17 protein-coding genes are annotated in these 16,026 nt (G+C 69.3%); 14 read left to right on the top strand and 3 right to left on the bottom strand.

The features are described 5' to 3' along the window. Nucleotides 1-7: 7 nt before the first annotated feature. The 6 genes from rlmH (at nucleotide 8) to MFF01_RS07755 (ending at nucleotide 5,851) form a co-directional block, all read left to right on the top strand. Complete coding sequence (rlmH, locus tag MFF01_RS07780; protein ID WP_238223654.1) at nucleotides 8-505, top strand: 23S rRNA (pseudouridine(1915)-N(3))-methyltransferase RlmH; 498 nt, start codon at nucleotides 8-10, stop codon at nucleotides 503-505. Then, a complete protein-coding gene (locus MFF01_RS07775; protein WP_238223651.1) occupies nucleotides 502-1,872 on the top strand; it encodes a murein hydrolase activator EnvC family protein in 1,371 nt (456 codons plus the stop codon). Before rlmH ends, MFF01_RS07775 begins: the two co-directional genes overlap by 4 nt. Then, nucleotides 1,872-3,191, top strand: a complete 1,320-nt coding sequence (locus tag MFF01_RS07770) for a S41 family peptidase (protein ID WP_238223649.1) — start codon at nucleotides 1,872-1,874, stop codon at nucleotides 3,189-3,191. Before MFF01_RS07775 ends, MFF01_RS07770 begins: the two co-directional genes overlap by 1 nt. Before the next feature lie 131 nt (nucleotides 3,192-3,322). Next, the gene (locus MFF01_RS07765) at nucleotides 3,323-4,549 is read left to right on the top strand and encodes a divergent polysaccharide deacetylase family protein (protein ID WP_238224312.1); all 1,227 of its coding nucleotides are present in this window, start codon (nucleotides 3,323-3,325) and stop codon (nucleotides 4,547-4,549) included. 67 nt (nucleotides 4,550-4,616) lie between these two features. Continuing rightward, a complete protein-coding gene (locus MFF01_RS07760; RefSeq protein WP_238223641.1) occupies nucleotides 4,617-5,174 on the top strand; it encodes an RNA pyrophosphohydrolase in 558 nt (185 codons plus the stop codon). 41 nt (nucleotides 5,175-5,215) lie between these two features. Continuing rightward, nucleotides 5,216-5,851 carry a DUF2939 domain-containing protein gene (locus tag MFF01_RS07755; protein ID WP_238223638.1) on the top strand — a complete coding sequence of 212 codons (636 nt, stop codon included), beginning with the start codon at nucleotides 5,216-5,218 and terminating at the stop codon, nucleotides 5,849-5,851. Between the two features lie 235 nt (nucleotides 5,852-6,086). On the opposite strand, the gene MFF01_RS07750 is transcribed toward MFF01_RS07755, so the two are convergent. The 3 genes from MFF01_RS07750 to MFF01_RS07740 form a co-directional block, all read right to left on the bottom strand. Continuing rightward, nucleotides 6,087-7,166, bottom strand: coding sequence for an ROK family protein (locus MFF01_RS07750; protein WP_238223636.1), 1,080 nt, complete (start codon nucleotides 7,164-7,166; stop codon nucleotides 6,087-6,089). A 157-nt stretch (nucleotides 7,167-7,323) separates the two neighbouring features. Then, nucleotides 7,324-7,692, bottom strand: coding sequence for a photosystem reaction center subunit H (locus tag MFF01_RS07745; RefSeq protein WP_238223634.1), 369 nt, complete (start codon nucleotides 7,690-7,692; stop codon nucleotides 7,324-7,326). Nucleotides 7,693-7,715: 23 nt separating this feature from the next. Further along, entirely contained in the window at nucleotides 7,716-8,162 is a 447-nt protein-coding gene (locus MFF01_RS07740) for a response regulator (protein WP_238223630.1), read from the bottom strand. 168 nt (nucleotides 8,163-8,330) lie between these two features. Between MFF01_RS07740 and MFF01_RS07735 the strand changes: the two genes are divergently transcribed. The 8 genes from MFF01_RS07735 to MFF01_RS22205 all read left to right on the top strand — a co-directional run bounded on the left by MFF01_RS07735 (nucleotide 8,331) and on the right by MFF01_RS22205 (nucleotide 16,011). Beyond that, nucleotides 8,331-8,996, top strand: a complete 666-nt coding sequence (locus MFF01_RS07735) for a YoaK family protein (protein WP_238223629.1) — start codon at nucleotides 8,331-8,333, stop codon at nucleotides 8,994-8,996. A gap of 52 nt (nucleotides 8,997-9,048) precedes the next feature. After that, nucleotides 9,049-10,056, top strand: coding sequence for a WD40 repeat domain-containing protein (locus tag MFF01_RS07730; RefSeq protein ID WP_238224310.1), 1,008 nt, complete (start codon nucleotides 9,049-9,051; stop codon nucleotides 10,054-10,056). 4 nt (nucleotides 10,057-10,060) lie between these two features. Beyond that, nucleotides 10,061-10,384, top strand: a complete 324-nt coding sequence (locus MFF01_RS07725) for a hypothetical protein (protein WP_238223628.1) — start codon at nucleotides 10,061-10,063, stop codon at nucleotides 10,382-10,384. A 154-nt stretch (nucleotides 10,385-10,538) separates the two neighbouring features. Continuing rightward, nucleotides 10,539-10,742 (top strand): 50S ribosomal protein L35, encoded by a 204-nt coding sequence (gene rpmI / locus MFF01_RS07720; protein ID WP_018044555.1) that lies wholly within the window; start codon nucleotides 10,539-10,541, stop codon nucleotides 10,740-10,742. Between the two features lie 50 nt (nucleotides 10,743-10,792). Further along, the gene (gene rplT, locus MFF01_RS07715; RefSeq protein WP_238223627.1) at nucleotides 10,793-11,167 is read left to right on the top strand and encodes a 50S ribosomal protein L20; all 375 of its coding nucleotides are present in this window, start codon (nucleotides 10,793-10,795) and stop codon (nucleotides 11,165-11,167) included. A 220-nt stretch (nucleotides 11,168-11,387) separates the two neighbouring features. Next, on the top strand, nucleotides 11,388-12,470 hold the full coding sequence (gene pheS, locus MFF01_RS07710; protein WP_238223626.1) for a phenylalanine--tRNA ligase subunit alpha: 1,083 nt from the start codon (nucleotides 11,388-11,390) through the stop codon (nucleotides 12,468-12,470). 252 nt (nucleotides 12,471-12,722) lie between these two features. Continuing rightward, nucleotides 12,723-15,146, top strand: a complete 2,424-nt coding sequence (gene pheT / locus MFF01_RS07705; protein ID WP_238223624.1) for a phenylalanine--tRNA ligase subunit beta — start codon at nucleotides 12,723-12,725, stop codon at nucleotides 15,144-15,146. A gap of 25 nt (nucleotides 15,147-15,171) precedes the next feature. After that, a complete protein-coding gene (locus MFF01_RS22205) occupies nucleotides 15,172-16,011 on the top strand; it encodes a DUF1186 domain-containing protein (RefSeq protein WP_238223622.1) in 840 nt (279 codons plus the stop codon). Nucleotides 16,012-16,026 lie beyond the last annotated feature (15 nt).

The raw sequence follows: 16,026 nt of genomic DNA, 5'->3' as shown, positions 1-16,026 counted from the left end.
CCGTCGCGTGCGCCTCGTCGTCGTTGCCGTCGGTCGTCTGAAAACCGGCCCCGAGCGCGATCTCGCCGCGCGCTACCGCGACCGGGCCGCGCAAATCGGGCGCGGTCTCGGCTTTCCCACCTGTGAGATCGTCGAGATCCCCGAGAGCCGCGCGCGGCGTCCCCAGGACCGGTGTGCTGAGGAGGGCGCCGCCATCCTCGCCCACGCGAATGGCGCGGCCCTCGTTGTCTACGACGAGCGTGGACGGGCCGACCTCAACAGCGAGACGTTCGCCGACCGGGTCGCGGCCTGGCGCGATGCCGTGCGTCCAAGTCTTGCCGTCGTCATCGGGGGCGCCGACGGACTTGACCCCACCGTCCGGACACGGGCCGACCTGACGCTGTCCTTCGGGGCGGCAACGTTGCCGCACGGCCTTGTGCGCGTCCTAGCTCTGGAGCAGGTGTATCGGGCGCTGACGATCCTCGCCGGCCATCCCTATCACCGCGGGAACCTCAGCGAGCGATGACGACGGCGAAGTCACGATGGACGGCGTGGACGGGAGGGCACGGGCGCTGTGCCCTGGTCCTTCTCAGCGCGCTCCTGACCGGCTCCGCCACGGCGCAGGAGCCCTCCAGGGACGCCGCGGCGAAAGCCTCGACGACAGAGCCGGACGCGATCGAGCGGGCGGTCGCCGAGAAGACTCGTCGCGCGGAAAATCTGAGGCGCATCGAAGAGGCGCTGGCGGCCTCGACCGGCGCGAAGGCGCAGCTAGAGGCCGAGATCGCGGCCATCGGCAGCGACCGGGCCAAGTTCAACACGGCCCTTCTCGACGCCGCTCGGCAGGCCCAGGCGACGGAAGACCGGATGACCCGGCTCGAGGACCGCCTGAAGGCCCTGGGCACGAGCGAGGCGGCCATCCGGCGCTCCCTCGACGGGCGACGCGGCGTGATCGCGGAGATCCTCGCGGCCCTGCAGCGCATGGGCCGGCGGCCGCCGCCGGCGGTGTTGGTGCGGCCCGAGGACGTGCTCGCCGTGATCCGCACCTCGATGCTGCTCGGTGCCGTGGTGCCGGAACTACGCGGCGAGGCCGAGACGCTGGCCGCCGATCTCACCGAAATGGTTCGCCTGAAGGCGCTCATCGCGGCGGATCGCGAAGGTTTGAAGAATGATCTCGCGGGCTGGGCGCGCGAGCAGCTCCGCCTCGGTGGCCTGATTGCCGCCCGCAAGGCGCGGCTGGCCGAGGTCGAGAGCGGTCTGGTGACCGAGCGGGCGCGCACGGCCGAACTCGGCCTTCAGGCCCGCTCCCTCAAGGAACTCCTTGAGCGCATGGAAGGCGAGGTCGCCTCCGCGCGCCGCGCGGCGGACGAGGCCCGGGCGGCCGAGACGCGCGAGGCCCGCGCCACCCAGGAGCGTTTCGCCGCCGCCGGCATCCGCGATCCGGCCCGCCTCGCTCCGAAGGTTCGGTTCGTCGAGACTCGCGGCGAGCTTCCCCGGCCGGTGAGTGGTACCCTGTCGCGCGGCTTCAACCAGCCCGACGGCAACGGCGGTACCACCCGCGGCATTTCGCTCGCCACCCGGCCCAAAGCCGTGGTCTCCTCTCCGGCCGATGGCTGGGTCTCGTTCGCCGGGCAGTTCCGCTCGTACGGCCGACTCTTGATCATCAATGCCGGCGATGGCTACTATCTGCTGCTGGCCGGGATGGACCGGATCGACGTCGAGGTCGGCCAGTTCGTCCTGGCGGGTGAGCCCGTCGCGGCCATGGGCGAGGGCGGCCCGGGTGCGGCTCCGGCCGGCGGCGATCCGATGTTATACGTCGAGTTCAGAAAAGACGGCGGCTCCATTGACCCGGAGCCTTGGTGGGCCAAAAGCCCCAGCGAGAAGGTTCGCGGATAATGCGCAAGGTTTCCCTCATTCTCCTCGGCGCGTTTCTCGGCGTCGGGTCCTCCATGGTCGCGACCCAGACCCGCCTGCTGTCCGGGACCAGCGCCGTGGCGGCGTCCGCCGAAACCTATCGCCAGCTCAGTCTGTTCGGCGACGTGTTCGAGAAGGTACGGACCGACTACGTTGAGAAGCCCGACGAGGCCAAGCTCATCGAGGCGGCCGTGAACGGCATGCTCACCTCCCTTGATCCGCACTCGAGCTACATGGACGCGAAGAGCTTCCGCGACATGCAGGTTCAGACGCGCGGCGAGTTCGGCGGCCTCGGCATCGAGGTCACGATGGAGGACGGCCTGATCAAGGTCGTGACCCCCATCGACGACACCCCCGCCTCGAAGGCCGGCATCCTCTCGAACGACGTGATCACGCAGATCGACGAGGATCAGGTCCAGGGCCTCACCCTCAATCAGGCCGTGGACAAGATGCGCGGACCGGTGAACTCCCCGGTCAAGCTCAAGATCACCCGCAAGGAGTCGAAGGACCCCATCGAGGTCGTGCTCAATCGCGACGTGATCAAGATCAAGCCCGTGCGCTCGCGCGCCGAGGGCGGGGACATCGGGTACGTCCGCCTGACCCAGTTCAACGAGCAGACCTACGATGGCCTGCGCTCGGCCATCGACAAGCTCAACACCGAGATCGGCGCCGACAAGCTCAAGGGCTACGTCCTCGATCTGCGCAACAATCCGGGCGGGCTCCTCGACCAGGCCGTCGCGGTCTCCGACGCCTTCCTCGACCGGGGCGAGATCGTATCGACGCGTGGCCGCAACCCGGACGAGACCCAGCGCTTCTCCGCCAAGGCCGGCGATCTGGCCAAGGGCAAGCCCGTCGTCGTGCTGGTCAATGGCGGATCGGCGTCGGCCTCCGAGATCGTGGCCGGCGCGTTGCAGGATCACAAGCGCGCGACGGTGCTCGGCACCCGCTCGTTCGGCAAGGGCTCCGTGCAGTCGATCATCCCGCTCGGCGGCAGCGGCGCGCTTCGCCTGACCACGGCGCGTTACTACACGCCGTCGGGCCGCTCGATCCAGGCCAAGGGTATCGAGCCGGACCAGGAAGTCCTGCAGGAAGTGCCCGACGAGCTGAAGGGCAAGGACGAGACCAAGGGCGAGGCGGGCCTGAAGGGCCACCTGAAGCAGAAGGATGTGGAGGAGCGTGGCGGTTCCTCCGCCTACGTTCCGCCGGACCCGGCCAAGGACAAGCAGCTCATCGCCGCTTTCGACTATCTGCGCGGCATCCAGAAGGGTGCGTCCAACACCAAGGCTCCCGTGCCGAACTGAATCGAACGACCAAGCCTTAAGCGCGTGTTAACCATGACGGCCCCCAATATCGGTCCAGTACCGGTATCGGGGGCCGCTTTCGTTTTGAAACGCGGTACCGCCGATCTCGCCCCGAACTCTGAGGGAAGCGGCTGAGCGTGACCTCCGACGACATTCTGACCCAGCCGCTCGGCACCGGGCGTGCGCCCCGGCGGCAGCTGCATGCCTTCTTGGCCCTGCGCCCGACATCCCGGGTGACGGCCGGCGCCCTTGCCCTCGGCCTCGTCGCCGGGGTGAGCGTCCTTGCCGTGACAGGAGATCCGCACGGCGGTGAGCCGGTGGCCGTCGCCACCATCGCCCTACGCGACCCGCCCTCCGGTCCCATGGCGGCGGTAGCCGACAAGGTCCCCGAAAAGGCGCCGGAAAAGATCCCGGGTGGTCAACGCTCCGCGGAAGCTGTTGAATCGGCGTCCGGCGTCACCGTCGTGCGGGCAGGCGGCGGCAACGCACCCGGTGACGCGGTTGTGATCCGCGTGCCCGACGCGGCACCGCCCAAGCTCGCCGCCCTCGACCCCCGCCTGGCCGAGCGGGGCCGCTATGGGAACGTGCCGCGCCTCGGTGACGGACGGATGCGGTCCCTCGACGTCTATGCGCGCCCCGACCCCGGTATCACCGGCCCGCGCATCGCCATTCTCCTGACCGGTCTCGGCATCGGTCAAGCCGCCACCGCCACCGCCATTACTCGCCTGCCGCCCGAGATCAGCTTCGCCTTCGCCCCCTACGGCAACGACCTCGAGCGCATCGTCGCGCGTTCCCGCGAGGCCGGGCATGAGGCCCTGCTCCAGGTGCCCATGGAGCCGTTCGACTATCCCGACAGCGATCCCGGACCGCAGACCCTGCTCGCGGCCGCACGCCTCCCGGAAAATCTCGACCGGCTCTCCTGGGCCATGAGCCGCTTCCAGGGCTTCATCGGCGTCGTCAACTACATGGGGGCCAAGCTCACGAGCGACGCCGCCGCCTTCGAGCCGATGCTGCGAGAGATCGCCGGACGCGGCCTCGGCTACGTCGACGACGGCACCTCGCCGCGATCGATCGTGGCGGGCCTTGGCGCCAAGGTGAAGATGTCGAACGCGCGGGCCGAGATCGTCCTCGATGCCTTGCCCCGGCCCGAGGCCATCGATCGCGAACTCGCCCGGGCCGAAGCCCAGGCCCTATCGAAAGGCCTCGTCCTGGTCTCCGCCACGGCCATGCCGATGACCATCGACCGGATCCTGCGCTGGTCGCGGGACCTGGAAGCGCGGGGGATCCGCCTCGTGCCCGTGAGCGCCGTTCTGCGCGGCAGCCCCGCCGGCACGCGCCTCACCAGCGCGGCCCCCTGACGGGGGGACGGCCGATTCGTCCGAGCCGAGCGGGATTGTGCGTTGCAGCGTCGGGACGGCGTGCCCTATGGTCACGCCGATGACAGTCCTTTCCGACACCAGCGGCACCGAGCTGCCCTACCGCGCCTGCGTTGGGATCACGCTGATCGCGCGCAGCGGCCTCGTCTTCATCGGTCGCCGTCGCTCGGACGCCGGGCCCGAGCATGTGGCCGACGGGCGCGCTTGGCAGATGCCGCAGGGGGGGATCGACCCCGGTGAAGCGCCGCACGCGGCCGCCCTGCGCGAACTCTACGAGGAGACCAACGTCGCCCCGGGCTCCGTGCGGTTACTCGCCGAAGCGTCGGACTGGCTCAGCTACGACCTGCCGCCGGCGGTTCTGAAGCAGGTCTGGAAAGGACGCTATCGCGGGCAGACCCAGAAGTGGTTCGCCTTCGGCTTCCTTGGTGACGACAGCGAAATCGATGTGGCCGCGCCGGGGGGCGGCGCTCACCCGTCCGAATTCGACGCTTGGCGCTGGGAGCCGATGGTGGGGTTGCCCGACCTCATCGTGCCGTTCAAGCGCCCGGTCTACGAAGGGGTCGTGGCGGCCTTCGGCGGCCTCGTCGACTGGCATGGTCCGGCGTGAAGCGCGCCTCCATTCCGGTCGGCGTCTGAGGTCGGCCACCCATGCGCTGGTGGTCCGTTCCCATCGTCCTTGCCCTCGGCTGGTTCGTGTTCACGCTGACGCCGTTCTGGGCTCTCTACGACCTCGCCCGTGCAGTGCAGGCGCATGACGCCGATTATGTCGAACGGCACGTCAATCTCCGTACGCTCCGCCTTTCGGTGATCCGCCAGATCGCCGTCGCCGCGCAGTCGCGGGGCGAGACCCCCGGCGCCGAGCCCCGTGATCGTCAACGCCTCGCCGATGCCCTCGTGGCCCTGGCGATTCCCATCGCCGAATCCCTGGTGACGCCGCAAACCGTGGTCGACCTCCTCGACGATGGCCGATTGGACTCCGTCGATCCCGCCCCCCTCGAACTGCGCCCCGGCGAGGCCGCCGTCACCGCTCCGCCCGAAGCGGCGCCGAAGCCCGGATTGCGGATCGAGAACCTGCGGCGGCTGGTGCCGTTCTATCTGGCCTCCGAGATGCGGGGCTTTCGTGCCGTGGTCATCCCGGTGCCCCCCGACGCGACACGGGAACGCCGCCTGCGCCTGCGCCTTCGTTTGCGCGGCTGGACTTGGCGCCTCGTCGATATCGAGCTTCCCGAGGAGCTGCGCGAGCGGATCGCCCAGAAGGTCGCCGGGACGGGACGTGGGCGTTAAGAGCGCTTCACAAAACTCCCGATCACCGCCCGTTCTCATCTTGAGCAGCACAGCGCAGCGGGCGTTTTGTGAAAGACCTTAGGTCGCTTCACGAAACGTCCGGACACCACCCGTTCTCGTTCCAAGAGATCCGGTGAGACGGGGGCGGGCGACCCGGCACGCCCCCCTGCGGGGCCGGCTGAAAACCGGCATCGTTATCTGGCGTTTAACACGGCGATGGGCGCCCGCGACGGTCCTAGTCGGCTGTCTCGTCACCGCCACGATTGGTGAAGCGGGCGTTTCCGAGGCCCGTGCCGATGGTGAGGATGCCCCACCGCGTCAACTCCGTCCGATGCGGGACTTCGCTGAGGCCCTGCACGACGGCGTCGTTGTGCATCACCACCATGGTGGCGTGGTCGCCGATCCGCGGAATCGCCGCGACGAGACGCTCGGCGAGGTTGAAGCCGTCGCTCTCCCAGTTGCCCGGCAGGTTCTGGCCGCCTCGGTCAATGGTGCCGCTCGCCGCGATCACGCCCGGGCAGCCGATGCCGATGAATGGCGCGAGGGTGAGATTGGCGCGGTCCGCCCGGCGGACGAGGTCGGTGAGCATCGCGATGAGGCGATCCACCGCCGCGTCGCGGGTGGGCGTGGGCTCCTCGTCGCAGTGGCGCCAGATCTCCGAACGCCAGACGGCGCTGCGGGACAGATCGGGCGCCTTGCGCAGGTTCGTCGCCACGACGCCCGCACGGATGTTGCTGCCGCCGATGTCGACGGCGAGGAGGCTGTCGTATCCGGCGAAGATCCAGGCCGGGGCGAGGTGCACGGAGCCGATGAGACCCGCCTCGTCGGGATGGTGGCGGATCGGCTCCAGGGTCAGGTCGAGGCCGCCCGCCCGCAGGATGACGCCCGCGCGGGCGATGGCGAGGTGGCCGACGCGGCTGTCGCTGAAGCCGCCGCCGACCACGATCCCCTGCGTGTCGCGCCAGCCCTTCTGCTTCAGGAACCGGCGCACCACGCCGGCAAGCTCCTGGGCGAAATCCTCGATGGCGCTGAAGACCAGTCCGGAGGCGAGGGGATCGCTCCCGGCAAGCGTGCGATCGAGGCTCTTCTTGCTCAGGTCGGCGCTCGGCTTGTCGCCGAGGGGATCGGGGCCGAGCTTGCGCAGGGTCTCACGCCACGTCTCGAGGATCTCGCGGAATGCCTTCTTCGAGACCTTGTCGCCCACGAAGCCCTCGTCGGTCTTCAATTCGCTGTTGTAGGCGTCGACGATCACGGAAGGCAGGCGATCGGCAGCATGGGCGATGCCGGCCTCGCGGGTGGGGGTGTCCGTCGCCATGCTGTGTGCTGTCCTTGGGATACGCGGTCGCTCCGCCGACACGCGTTCGGCGGATCGAACCTCGGCGGACGACCGAACCGTCACGCTCGTAGCGCGTCGCCCCGGGCACGGGAAGCCGGTGCGACGGGCGGCCGAGGCGGGTCGCCGTCAGTTCGTTTCAGTTCGCCTTACGGGCCGGCGGAGCGGCCTCGGCCGGGGGCGCCTTCGGCTCGCGGGTCTCTAGGACCTCCTCGGCCTTCTCCTCGTCGGTGTCGCCGCCGCGCTCGATCGCCTTGTCGGGGTTGGCGGCCAGCGCCTGGACGATCTCGACGACGCGCTCGCATTCCGAGCCGTACCCATAGGTTTCGAGCACGATGGCCGCGTCGCGCAGGGTGCGCAGATCGCGCACCGTCTGCTTGTTGGCGGCCTCGCGGAGCTGGCTCTTGGCGGCGATGGCTTCTTCGAGCTTGGCCGCCTTCACGTCGCAGGCCTGGGCGGTGCCCAGGGTGGCGGTCGCGAAAGCAAGGGCGAGGAGGATGGTGCGCATCGGCAGAATCCGGGGGTTGGCGCTCAGGCGTGGTCGGGGTGCGAGCGCAGGATGTCGTTGGCCAGGGCCACGAGGGCGCTGAGGCGGTAGGGCTTGGGAACGAACACCGAGTCCGTCACGGCGTCGCCGTGGGCGAGGTGACCGCGTCCACCCGAGGTGTAGACCACGGGAAGGCCGGGGCGAACCCGTCGCGCGCGATGCGCCAGGGCGAGGCCGTTCGTGTTGCGGGCCAGATCGATATCGGTGAAGAGCAGATCCACGTGCTCACGCGCCAGGATCCCCTCCGCTTCGTCCGCGTCGGACGCGGTGAGGACCCGGTAGCCTTCCTCCTGCAACGCCTCGGCGGCCAGTTCGCAGACCATGATCTCGTCCTCGACGACGAGCACGGTCTCGGCGATGGCGCAGGAGCCGAGGGAGGAGGGCAGGGGGAAGGCGGGAAGGGCCGGGGCGGCGCAGGCGAATGAGATCATGACGCAACTCCTACTCACCCGGCGGGGGACGAACGGTCTCGTGCCGGATCCCTTCTTCAACGGACCGTGGCGGCCTGCCGTTCGGGGGCGTTCAATCCAATTGCGTGGACTTGGTGAGCAAAGCTTTAACCCTGCGGGGGCCGTGGTGAACGCAGGAGAGCAGCACCGATGACCCGCCCTTGGCACCTCGGTTTCGGCCTGATCCTCACGGCGATCGCCGGCTACGTCGATGCCCTCGGCTTCATCCGGCTGGGCGGGCTCTACACCTCGTTCATGAGCGGCAACACGACCCAGTTCGCCGTGGCCCTGGGGCATGGCCAACCCCAGCTCGCCCTGTTGCCGGCGCTTCTCATCCTCGCGTTCCTCCTCGGCTGTCTCTGCGGCGGCGCCCTCTCGGCCCTGACGCCGTCGCGCTGGGGCACGCCGGTGATCCTCGGCTTCGAGACGGCCGTCGTCGCCGCGGCCTTCGAGGCCGCCGTCGCCGCGCCGGATTCGGGGCTCGCCTCTCTCATGCTCGCCCTGGCCATGGGGGCGCAGAACGCGGCCCTGTCCCATGTCCAGGGCTTTCGCGCCGGGACCACCTTCGTCACGGGGGCCCTGTTCAGCTTCGGCCACAAGCTCGCCCTGGCGCTGGCCCGGCGCGGCGCCCGTTATGCCTGGGTGGGCGACGGCGTCGTCTGGCTCGCCCTCCTCGTCGGGTCCCTCGCCGGAGCGGTCGCCTACGGCCGCCTAGCGTTGTATGCCCTGGCCATTCCCGCCGGCATCGCCGGCGTCCTGGCCCTCGTCGCCACGATCCTGACGGCGCGGCGTGCCTCCGGTACGCCCACCCTGTGAGATTCGAGCGCCCTGGGCCGATCGCAACCGCGTGACGAGAGATTTCCGCCGGATGGCCGAGACCACCCCCTCCCTCCTCGACCACGTCGCGCCCATCGAGGCCGGCGCCCACGTCACCGCCGCCGTGTGGCTGAAGGACACCCTGGCCCTGGCCCTCGGGGATGGAGCCGTGCTGCTGGCCGGCCGGGGCGAGGTCCGCCGGATCGAATCCCACCCGGAGGGCGCCATCCTGGTCGCCGCCGGCGACGGCCGCCGGATCGTCACAGGCGGCGACGACGGCCGCGTGGTGGCGACCTCGCCCGAGGGTGATGTCGTCGAGGTGGCACGTGCCAAGGGCGGCGCCTGGATCGACGCCCTGGCACTCCATCCCGATGGCGCCATCGCGTATGCGGCCGGGCGAAATGTGGTCGCCCGCGACGCCAAGGGCCGCGAGAAGGTGTTCGCCGCCCCCTCCACGGCGCGGGGCCTCGCCTTCGCGCCGAAGGGGTATCGCCTCGCCGTCTCGCACTACAACGGGGCCACCCTCTGGTATCCGAACCTCGAGACGGCCCCCGATTTCATCGAATGGAAGGGCTCGCATATCGACGTGACGTGGTCGCCGGACGGGCGCTTCGTCGTCACGACGATGCAGGAGAACGCCCTGCACGGCTGGCGCCTCCAACCCGACCGGGGCCACATGCGGATGTCGGGGTATCCCGGCAAGGTCCGCTCCGTCGCCTGGTCCGGCGACGGCGACTGGCTCGCCACCGGAGGTGCCGAGGCAGCCATCGTCTGGCCGTTCGACTCGAAGGAAGGCCCCACCGGTAAGGCTCCGCGCGAATGCGGGGTTCGCCCGGCGCGGGTCTCCCGCGTGGCGTTCCACCCCAAGGCCCTGGTGCTGGCCATCGGGTATGAAGACGGCTGCATCCTGCTGGTGCGGTTCGCCGACGGATCGGAACTCCTGGTTCGTCCGTCCGTGAAGGGCAGCGGCGTCACGGCCCTGGCCTGGGATGCGCGCGGCGCCCGCCTCGGCTTCGGCTGCGCCGATGGCGCCGCCGGTCTCCTCACCCTGCCGGGTTGACGCCGTGGCCCTGTTCGGATTCGGGCGCCGTCCGTCCCCCGCCGACACGACCGCGCGCGATGCCATCCTGGCCTGGACGCGCGTCGCCGCCGGTCTTGGCGCCGACGCGGTGATCAAGGTCAACGAGATCGTCTGCGCCGACCCGGCCTGCCCCGGCATGGAGACGGTTCTTCTCCTGATGCCGCCAGGACGGCCGACCCGCGCCGTGAAGATCGCCAAGCCCATGGCCGAGGTGACGGACGACGACGTGCGCCGGGCCCTGGCGCGGGACGAATGTCCCGTGCGGGACGAATGTCCCGTGCCGGACGCGCGTCACCCGCAGGATTGAAAGCGCGTCTCTTTTCTGTCATACGCCCCCTCGCGTTGAACCGCCCGGCCGATCGGGCTGCCGTGGCGGTTCGTGCTGCTCCATCAGAAGCATCAACCGAGCGCATCCCTTCGATCCCTCCGGATCGGAGCCGATGCGCGTTCAGGAGAGCCAAATGCCCAAGCTGAAAACCAAGTCGGGCGCGAAGAAGCGCTTCAAGATCACCGGCACCGGCAAGGTCATGTATGCCCAGGCCGGCAAGCGCCACGGGATGATCAAGCGGACGACGAAGCAGATCCGCAACCTGCGCGGCACCACCACCCTGTTCGAGGGCGATGCCGCCAACGTGAAGAAGTACTTCCTGCCCAACAGCCGGTAAGTCGCTTTTCACCCGCCGAACTGCCTTTTTCGTAATCCAGGAGAGAACCCATGGCCCGCGTCAAGCGCGGCGTGACCAGTCACGCGAAGCACAAGAAAGTCCTCAAGGCCGCCCGTGGTTATTACGGCCGCCGCAAAAATACGATCCGGATCGCCAAGCAGGCGGTCGAGAAGGGCATGCAGTATGCCTACCGCGATCGTAAGAACAAGAAGCGCACGTTCCGCGCCCTCTGGATCCAGCGTCTCAACGCTGCCGTCCGTGAGCATGGCCTGACCTATTCGCGCTTCATCAACGCGCTGTCCAAGTCCGGCATCGAGGTGGACCGCAAGGCTCTGTCCGAGCTCGCCATCCATGAGCCGGCGACCTTCGCCGCCGTGGTCGAGAAGGCCAAGGCGTCCCTGCAGGGCACCGCCAAGGCTGCGTGACGCGCTTTCGTCCGATCCTTGGATCGCGACTCCACGGACAAGGCGCGGCTCCGCATGGGGCCGCGCCTTTTTCGGTTTTCAATGGTCGCGCCGAAGATTTGCGGGCCTCAATGGCTTGCAAACGCGGCCTCGACCCGCAAAACCCTCACGCATTGCCCGCCCGACCTCATGAGCGCCCGGCCACCCCGTGACCGTCCGCGCAGCCGCTGAGTTGAACCCGATGACCGATCTCGACACCCTCGAAGGCGACCTCCTCGCCCAAGTCGCGGCCGCGTCCGACGAAGCGGCCCTCGACGGTGTGCGCGTGGCGGCGCTCGGCAAGAAGGGCTCGGTCTCCGAACTCCTCAAGACCCTCGGTGCCATGACGCCCGACGAGCGCAAGGTGCGCGGTCCCCTCATCAACGGCTTGCGGGACCGGGTCCAGGGCGCCCTCGGGGCACGGCGCGAGGCTTTGGCCGAGGCCGCCCTCAGTGCCCGTCTGTCCGCCGAGCGCATCGATGTCACGCTCCCCGTGCGCGAGGCGCCGGAAGTGCGCGGGCGCATCCACCCCATCAGCCAGGTCATGGACGAGATCGCGGCGATCTTCGCCGCCATGGGCTTCTCCGTCGCCGAAGGTCCGGACATCGAGACGGACGACTACAACTTCACCGCCCTGAACTTCCCGCCCGGCCATCCGGCCCGCGAGATGCACGACACCTTCTTCCTCGCGCCAGACCGCAACGGCCAGCGCAAGGTGCTGCGCACCCACACCTCGCCGGTGCAGATCCGTACCATGCGGTCGAAAGCGCCGCCGATCCGGGTGATCTGCCCGGGGCGAACCTACCGTCACGATTCCGACCAGACCCACACGCCGATGTTCCATCAGGTCGAGGGGCTGGTGATCGACAAGACCGCCAACATCGCCAACCTCAAATGGGTGCTGGAGGAATTCTGCCGAACCTTCTTCGAGGTCGAGGCCGTGAAGATGCGGTTCCGTCCCTCGTTCTTCCCCTTCACCGAGCCCTCGGCCGAGGTCGATATCCAGTGCTCGCGCAAGGGCGGCGAGATCCGCTTCGGCGAGGGGACGGACTGGCTGGAGATCCTCGGCTGCGGCATGGTCCATCCGAACGTGCTCCGGAACTGCGGCCTCGACCCCGACAGCGTCCAGGGCTTCGCCTTCGGCATGGGCATCGACCGCATCGCCATGCTCAAATACGGCATGCCGGACCTGCGTCCGTTCTTCGAGGCGGACGCGCGCTGGCTGGACCATTACGGCTTCCGGCCGCTGGATATCCCGAGTCTGGTGTCCGGGTTGACGGGATAGTTCGACGCGGAGGGGAGTTCGAGATGCCGACCAACGCCGAGGCTCTGAAGAGTGCTGGACCGATCGTCTCCGAGACCCTCCGGCGGCCGGGCTTTTCGTTCGCGTCCGGCAGAAACTCTGGCGCGAGGCGCGCAACCTGAGGAAGCCATCGATCCCATCGAGGCGCTGCCCAAGACGACCTATCGGAAGCTGGCCTTTCTGCTCATCGCAAAACCGCGCCGTTCCTGACTCCATCGACGGATACGCAGGCCCATGAAATTCACCCTCTCCTGGCTCAAGGACCACCTCGAGACCGAGGCACCCCTCGACATCATCACCGAGACCCTGACGCGGATCGGCCTTGAGGTGGAGGGCATTGAGGACAGGGCCGCGAGCCTGAAGCCTTACGTGGTCGCCCACGTTCTGTCGGCCGAACAGCACCCCAATGCCGACCGTCTGCGCGTCTGCTCGGTGGATGCCGGCGACGGTCAGCCCGTGCAGGTGGTCTGCGGCGCGCCGAACGCGCGCGCCGGCATGAAGACGGTGTTCGCGCCGCCCGGTACCTACGTACCGGGCAAGAACATCACCCTGTCGGTCGGCACCATCCGGGGGGTCGAGAGCCGGGGCATGCTGTGCTCGGGCGCCGAACTCGGCCTCGGCGAGGACAGCGACGGCATCCTCGATCTGCCCGAGGACGCGCCGACGGGGCAGCCCTACGCCGTCTATGCCGGCTTCGACGACCCCGTCGTCGAGATCAACCTGACGCCCAACCGCGCCGATTGCACCTCGATCCACGGCATCGCCCGCGACCTCGCGGCGGCCGGCATCGGTGTCCTCAAGCACGAGCACCAGCCGCCGATGCGCGGGGAGGGGCCTTGCCCGGTGCCCGTCACCCTCGAGTTCGAAGCGGCGGACCGCGACCTCTGCCCGTACTTCATCTTGCGCCGGATCACCGGCGTCACGAACGGACCCTCGCCGGACTGGATGCAGGCGCGCCTGCGCGCCATCGGCTTGCGCCCCATCAACGCCCTGGTGGACATCACCAACTACATCACCTTCGATCGGGGGCGGCCGCTTCACGTCTTCGACGCCGCCAAGGTGGCGGGCGGCCTGACCGTGCGCCGCGCCCACATGGGCGAGACGCTGAAGGCCCTCGACGGCAAGACCTACGCACTCACGGACGACACGGTTGTCATCGCCGACGCCAACGGCGTGGAATCCATCGGCGGGATTATCGGGGGCGAGGCCACCGGGTGCGATGCGGGCACGACGGACGTCCTCGTCGAATCCGCCCTGTGGGATCCGGTGAACATCGCTCAGAGCGGGCGGCGCCTCGGGGTCATCACCGACGCGCGCTACCGTTTCGAGCGCGGCGTCGATCCGGCGTTCACCCTGCCGGGCCTCGACCTCGCGACGCGGCTCATCCTGGAGATCTGCGGCGGCACCCCGAGCCACCCGACGATCGCCGGCGAGCCGCCCGAGACCGGGCGGGTCATCGATTTCCCCTGGACCGAGACGCGGCGTCTCGCTGGGCTCGAACTGTCCCGCGCCGAGATGAAGGTGAGCCTCGAGACCCTGGGCTTCCACGTCGCCGGCACCGGCGATCGGGTGAAGGTGCTCACCCCCTCCTGGCGCGCCGACGTCGAGGGCAAGGCTGACCTCGTCGAGGAGATCATCCGCATCGCCGGCCTCGACCTCATCGTGGCCAAGCCCCTGGAGCCCCTCCACGACACCGCCGGCCAACCCGTCCTGACCGTGCTCCAGAGGCGCACGCGCCTTGCCAAGCGGGCGCTGGCGACGCGCGGCCTCGTCGAGGCGGTGACCTGGTCGTTCATCCCCCATGACGACGCCGTGCTCTTCGGCGGTGGCCGGGCGGACCTCGTCCTCGCCAATCCCATCGCGGCCGACCTGTCCGACATGCGCCCGAGCCTCGTGCCCGGCCTCCTGCGGGCCGCCCAGCGCAACGCCGACCGGGGGCTCCCCGACATCGCCCTGTTCGAGGTCGGCCAGTGTTTCGAGAACGATCAGCCCGAAGGCCAGACCATCCGCGCCACGGCGATCCGCCGGGGAACGGCCGGCCATCGTGGCGGCGGCCGCCATTGGGACGGTGCCGCGTCCCCCGTGGACGCATTCGACGCCAAGGCCGATGCCCTGGCGCTGCTCGCCGCCTTCGGCATTTCCACGGGCGGATTGCAGGTCGTGGCCGGCGGGCCGGACTGGCTCCATCCCGGCCGCTCCGGCACCCTTCAGTTCGGGCCGAAGAACCCCGTCGGCTATTTCGGCGAGATTCATCCCCGGGTGATGAAGGCCCTCGACCTCAAGGGGCAGATCGTCGGCTTCGAGATCACCCTCGATGCCGTTCCCCTGCCGAAGTACCGTCCGACGAAGGTCAAGCCGGCCCTTGCCCTCTCGGACTTCCAGGCGGTCTCGCGCGACTTTGCCTTCGTGGTGCCCCGCGACGTGGCGGCGGGCGAGGTGGTGAAGGCGGCGCAGGGCGCCGAGCGCAAGCTCATCGCCGGTATCGATGTGTTCGACATCTACGAGGGCGTCGGCATTCCCGAGGGATCGAAGTCGGTGGCCATCGCCGTTCGCCTCCAGCCGGTGGAGCGGACTCTGACGGACGCGGAGATCGAGGCGGTGACGGCCCGGATCGTCGCCGAGGTCGGTCGCAAGACCGGCGCGACCCTGCGCGCCTGACAGAGAAGCGGACAGGAGCCCCGACATGACCGACTACGCCCTCGTCGAGGCCCTCTCGGCGGCCCGGTATCTCCCGGCCGATGAACTCCGGCGCGCCGTGGCGGCGCCGGAGACGGTGGCCGACGAGATTCTGCGCGTCCTGGCCGGTCCCGTCGCGGGGGCCGAGGTGTCGGAGGCCGACGCCAACCTGCTGTTCTACGGAATCCACGTGCTCGCCGCCGCCCGCGACACCCGCGCGTTCGTGCCCCTGATGCGCCTGCTGCACCAGGACGGCGAGACCCTCGATGCCCTGTTCGGCGATGCCCTGACGATGACGCTGGCCCGCATCCTCGTCAGCGTCTTCGACGGCGACGTGGCCCCGCTTCACCAACTCATCCTCGACGGTACCCTCGACGACGTCGTGCGTTCGGAAGCCCTTGCGGCCCTGACCTTCCTGACCCAGACGGGACGCGTCGACCGGCAGGCGACCCACGACCTCCTCGTGCGCTTCGACGACAAGCGCGCCGCCGTCGAGGGCGACCTCGGCTGGGTCGGCTGGGAGGAAAGCATCGCGCTCCTCGGCTTCGCCGATCTGGCGCCCCGTACCGTTGCCGCGCGCAAGGACGGGCGCCTCACGGACGAATTCAGCGATGCGCCGTGGTTCCGCACCACCCTGCGTCAGGCACAGGCCAAGCCCGACGACCTCGCCCGCTTCGACCCGCACCGGTACGGCACCGTCGACGATCCCGTGACGGATCTGGCCTGGACCGCCGAGGGGGCGGGCCAGCCCGTGCGCAACCCCCTCAAGGATGTCGGCCGCAACGATCCGTGCCCGTGCGGCAGCGGCAAGAAGTTCAAGAAATGCTGCCTCGACAAGGCAGCCTGATTCGAAACTCTCGTA

The sequence above is a fragment of the Methylobacterium adhaesivum genome (assembly GCF_022179065.1).
GTDB classification, from domain to species: domain Bacteria; phylum Pseudomonadota; class Alphaproteobacteria; order Rhizobiales; family Beijerinckiaceae; genus Methylobacterium; species Methylobacterium adhaesivum.
This window is presented reverse-complemented; position numbering and strand designations above follow the sequence as displayed.

Coding starts and splice junctions, on each gene's coding strand:
- MFF01_RS07775 (WP_238223651.1), top strand. CDS start 502: ATGACGACGGCGAAGTCACGATGGACGGCGTGGACGGGAGGGCACGGG.
- MFF01_RS07770 (WP_238223649.1), top strand. CDS start 1,872: ATGCGCAAGGTTTCCCTCATTCTCCTCGGCGCGTTTCTCGGCGTCGGG.
- MFF01_RS07760 (WP_238223641.1), top strand. CDS start 4,617: ATGGTCACGCCGATGACAGTCCTTTCCGACACCAGCGGCACCGAGCTG.
- MFF01_RS07755 (WP_238223638.1), top strand. CDS start 5,216: ATGCGCTGGTGGTCCGTTCCCATCGTCCTTGCCCTCGGCTGGTTCGTG.
- MFF01_RS07750 (WP_238223636.1), bottom strand. CDS start 7,166: ATGGCGACGGACACCCCCACCCGCGAGGCCGGCATCGCCCATGCTGCC.
- MFF01_RS07745 (WP_238223634.1), bottom strand. CDS start 7,692: ATGCGCACCATCCTCCTCGCCCTTGCTTTCGCGACCGCCACCCTGGGC.
- MFF01_RS07740 (WP_238223630.1), bottom strand. CDS start 8,162: ATGATCTCATTCGCCTGCGCCGCCCCGGCCCTTCCCGCCTTCCCCCTG.
- MFF01_RS07735 (WP_238223629.1), top strand. CDS start 8,331: ATGACCCGCCCTTGGCACCTCGGTTTCGGCCTGATCCTCACGGCGATC.
- MFF01_RS07730 (WP_238224310.1), top strand. CDS start 9,049: ATGGCCGAGACCACCCCCTCCCTCCTCGACCACGTCGCGCCCATCGAG.
- rpmI (WP_018044555.1), top strand. CDS start 10,539: ATGCCCAAGCTGAAAACCAAGTCGGGCGCGAAGAAGCGCTTCAAGATC.
- rplT (WP_238223627.1), top strand. CDS start 10,793: ATGGCCCGCGTCAAGCGCGGCGTGACCAGTCACGCGAAGCACAAGAAA.
- pheS (WP_238223626.1), top strand. CDS start 11,388: ATGACCGATCTCGACACCCTCGAAGGCGACCTCCTCGCCCAAGTCGCG.
- pheT (WP_238223624.1), top strand. CDS start 12,723: ATGAAATTCACCCTCTCCTGGCTCAAGGACCACCTCGAGACCGAGGCA.
- MFF01_RS22205 (WP_238223622.1), top strand. CDS start 15,172: ATGACCGACTACGCCCTCGTCGAGGCCCTCTCGGCGGCCCGGTATCTC.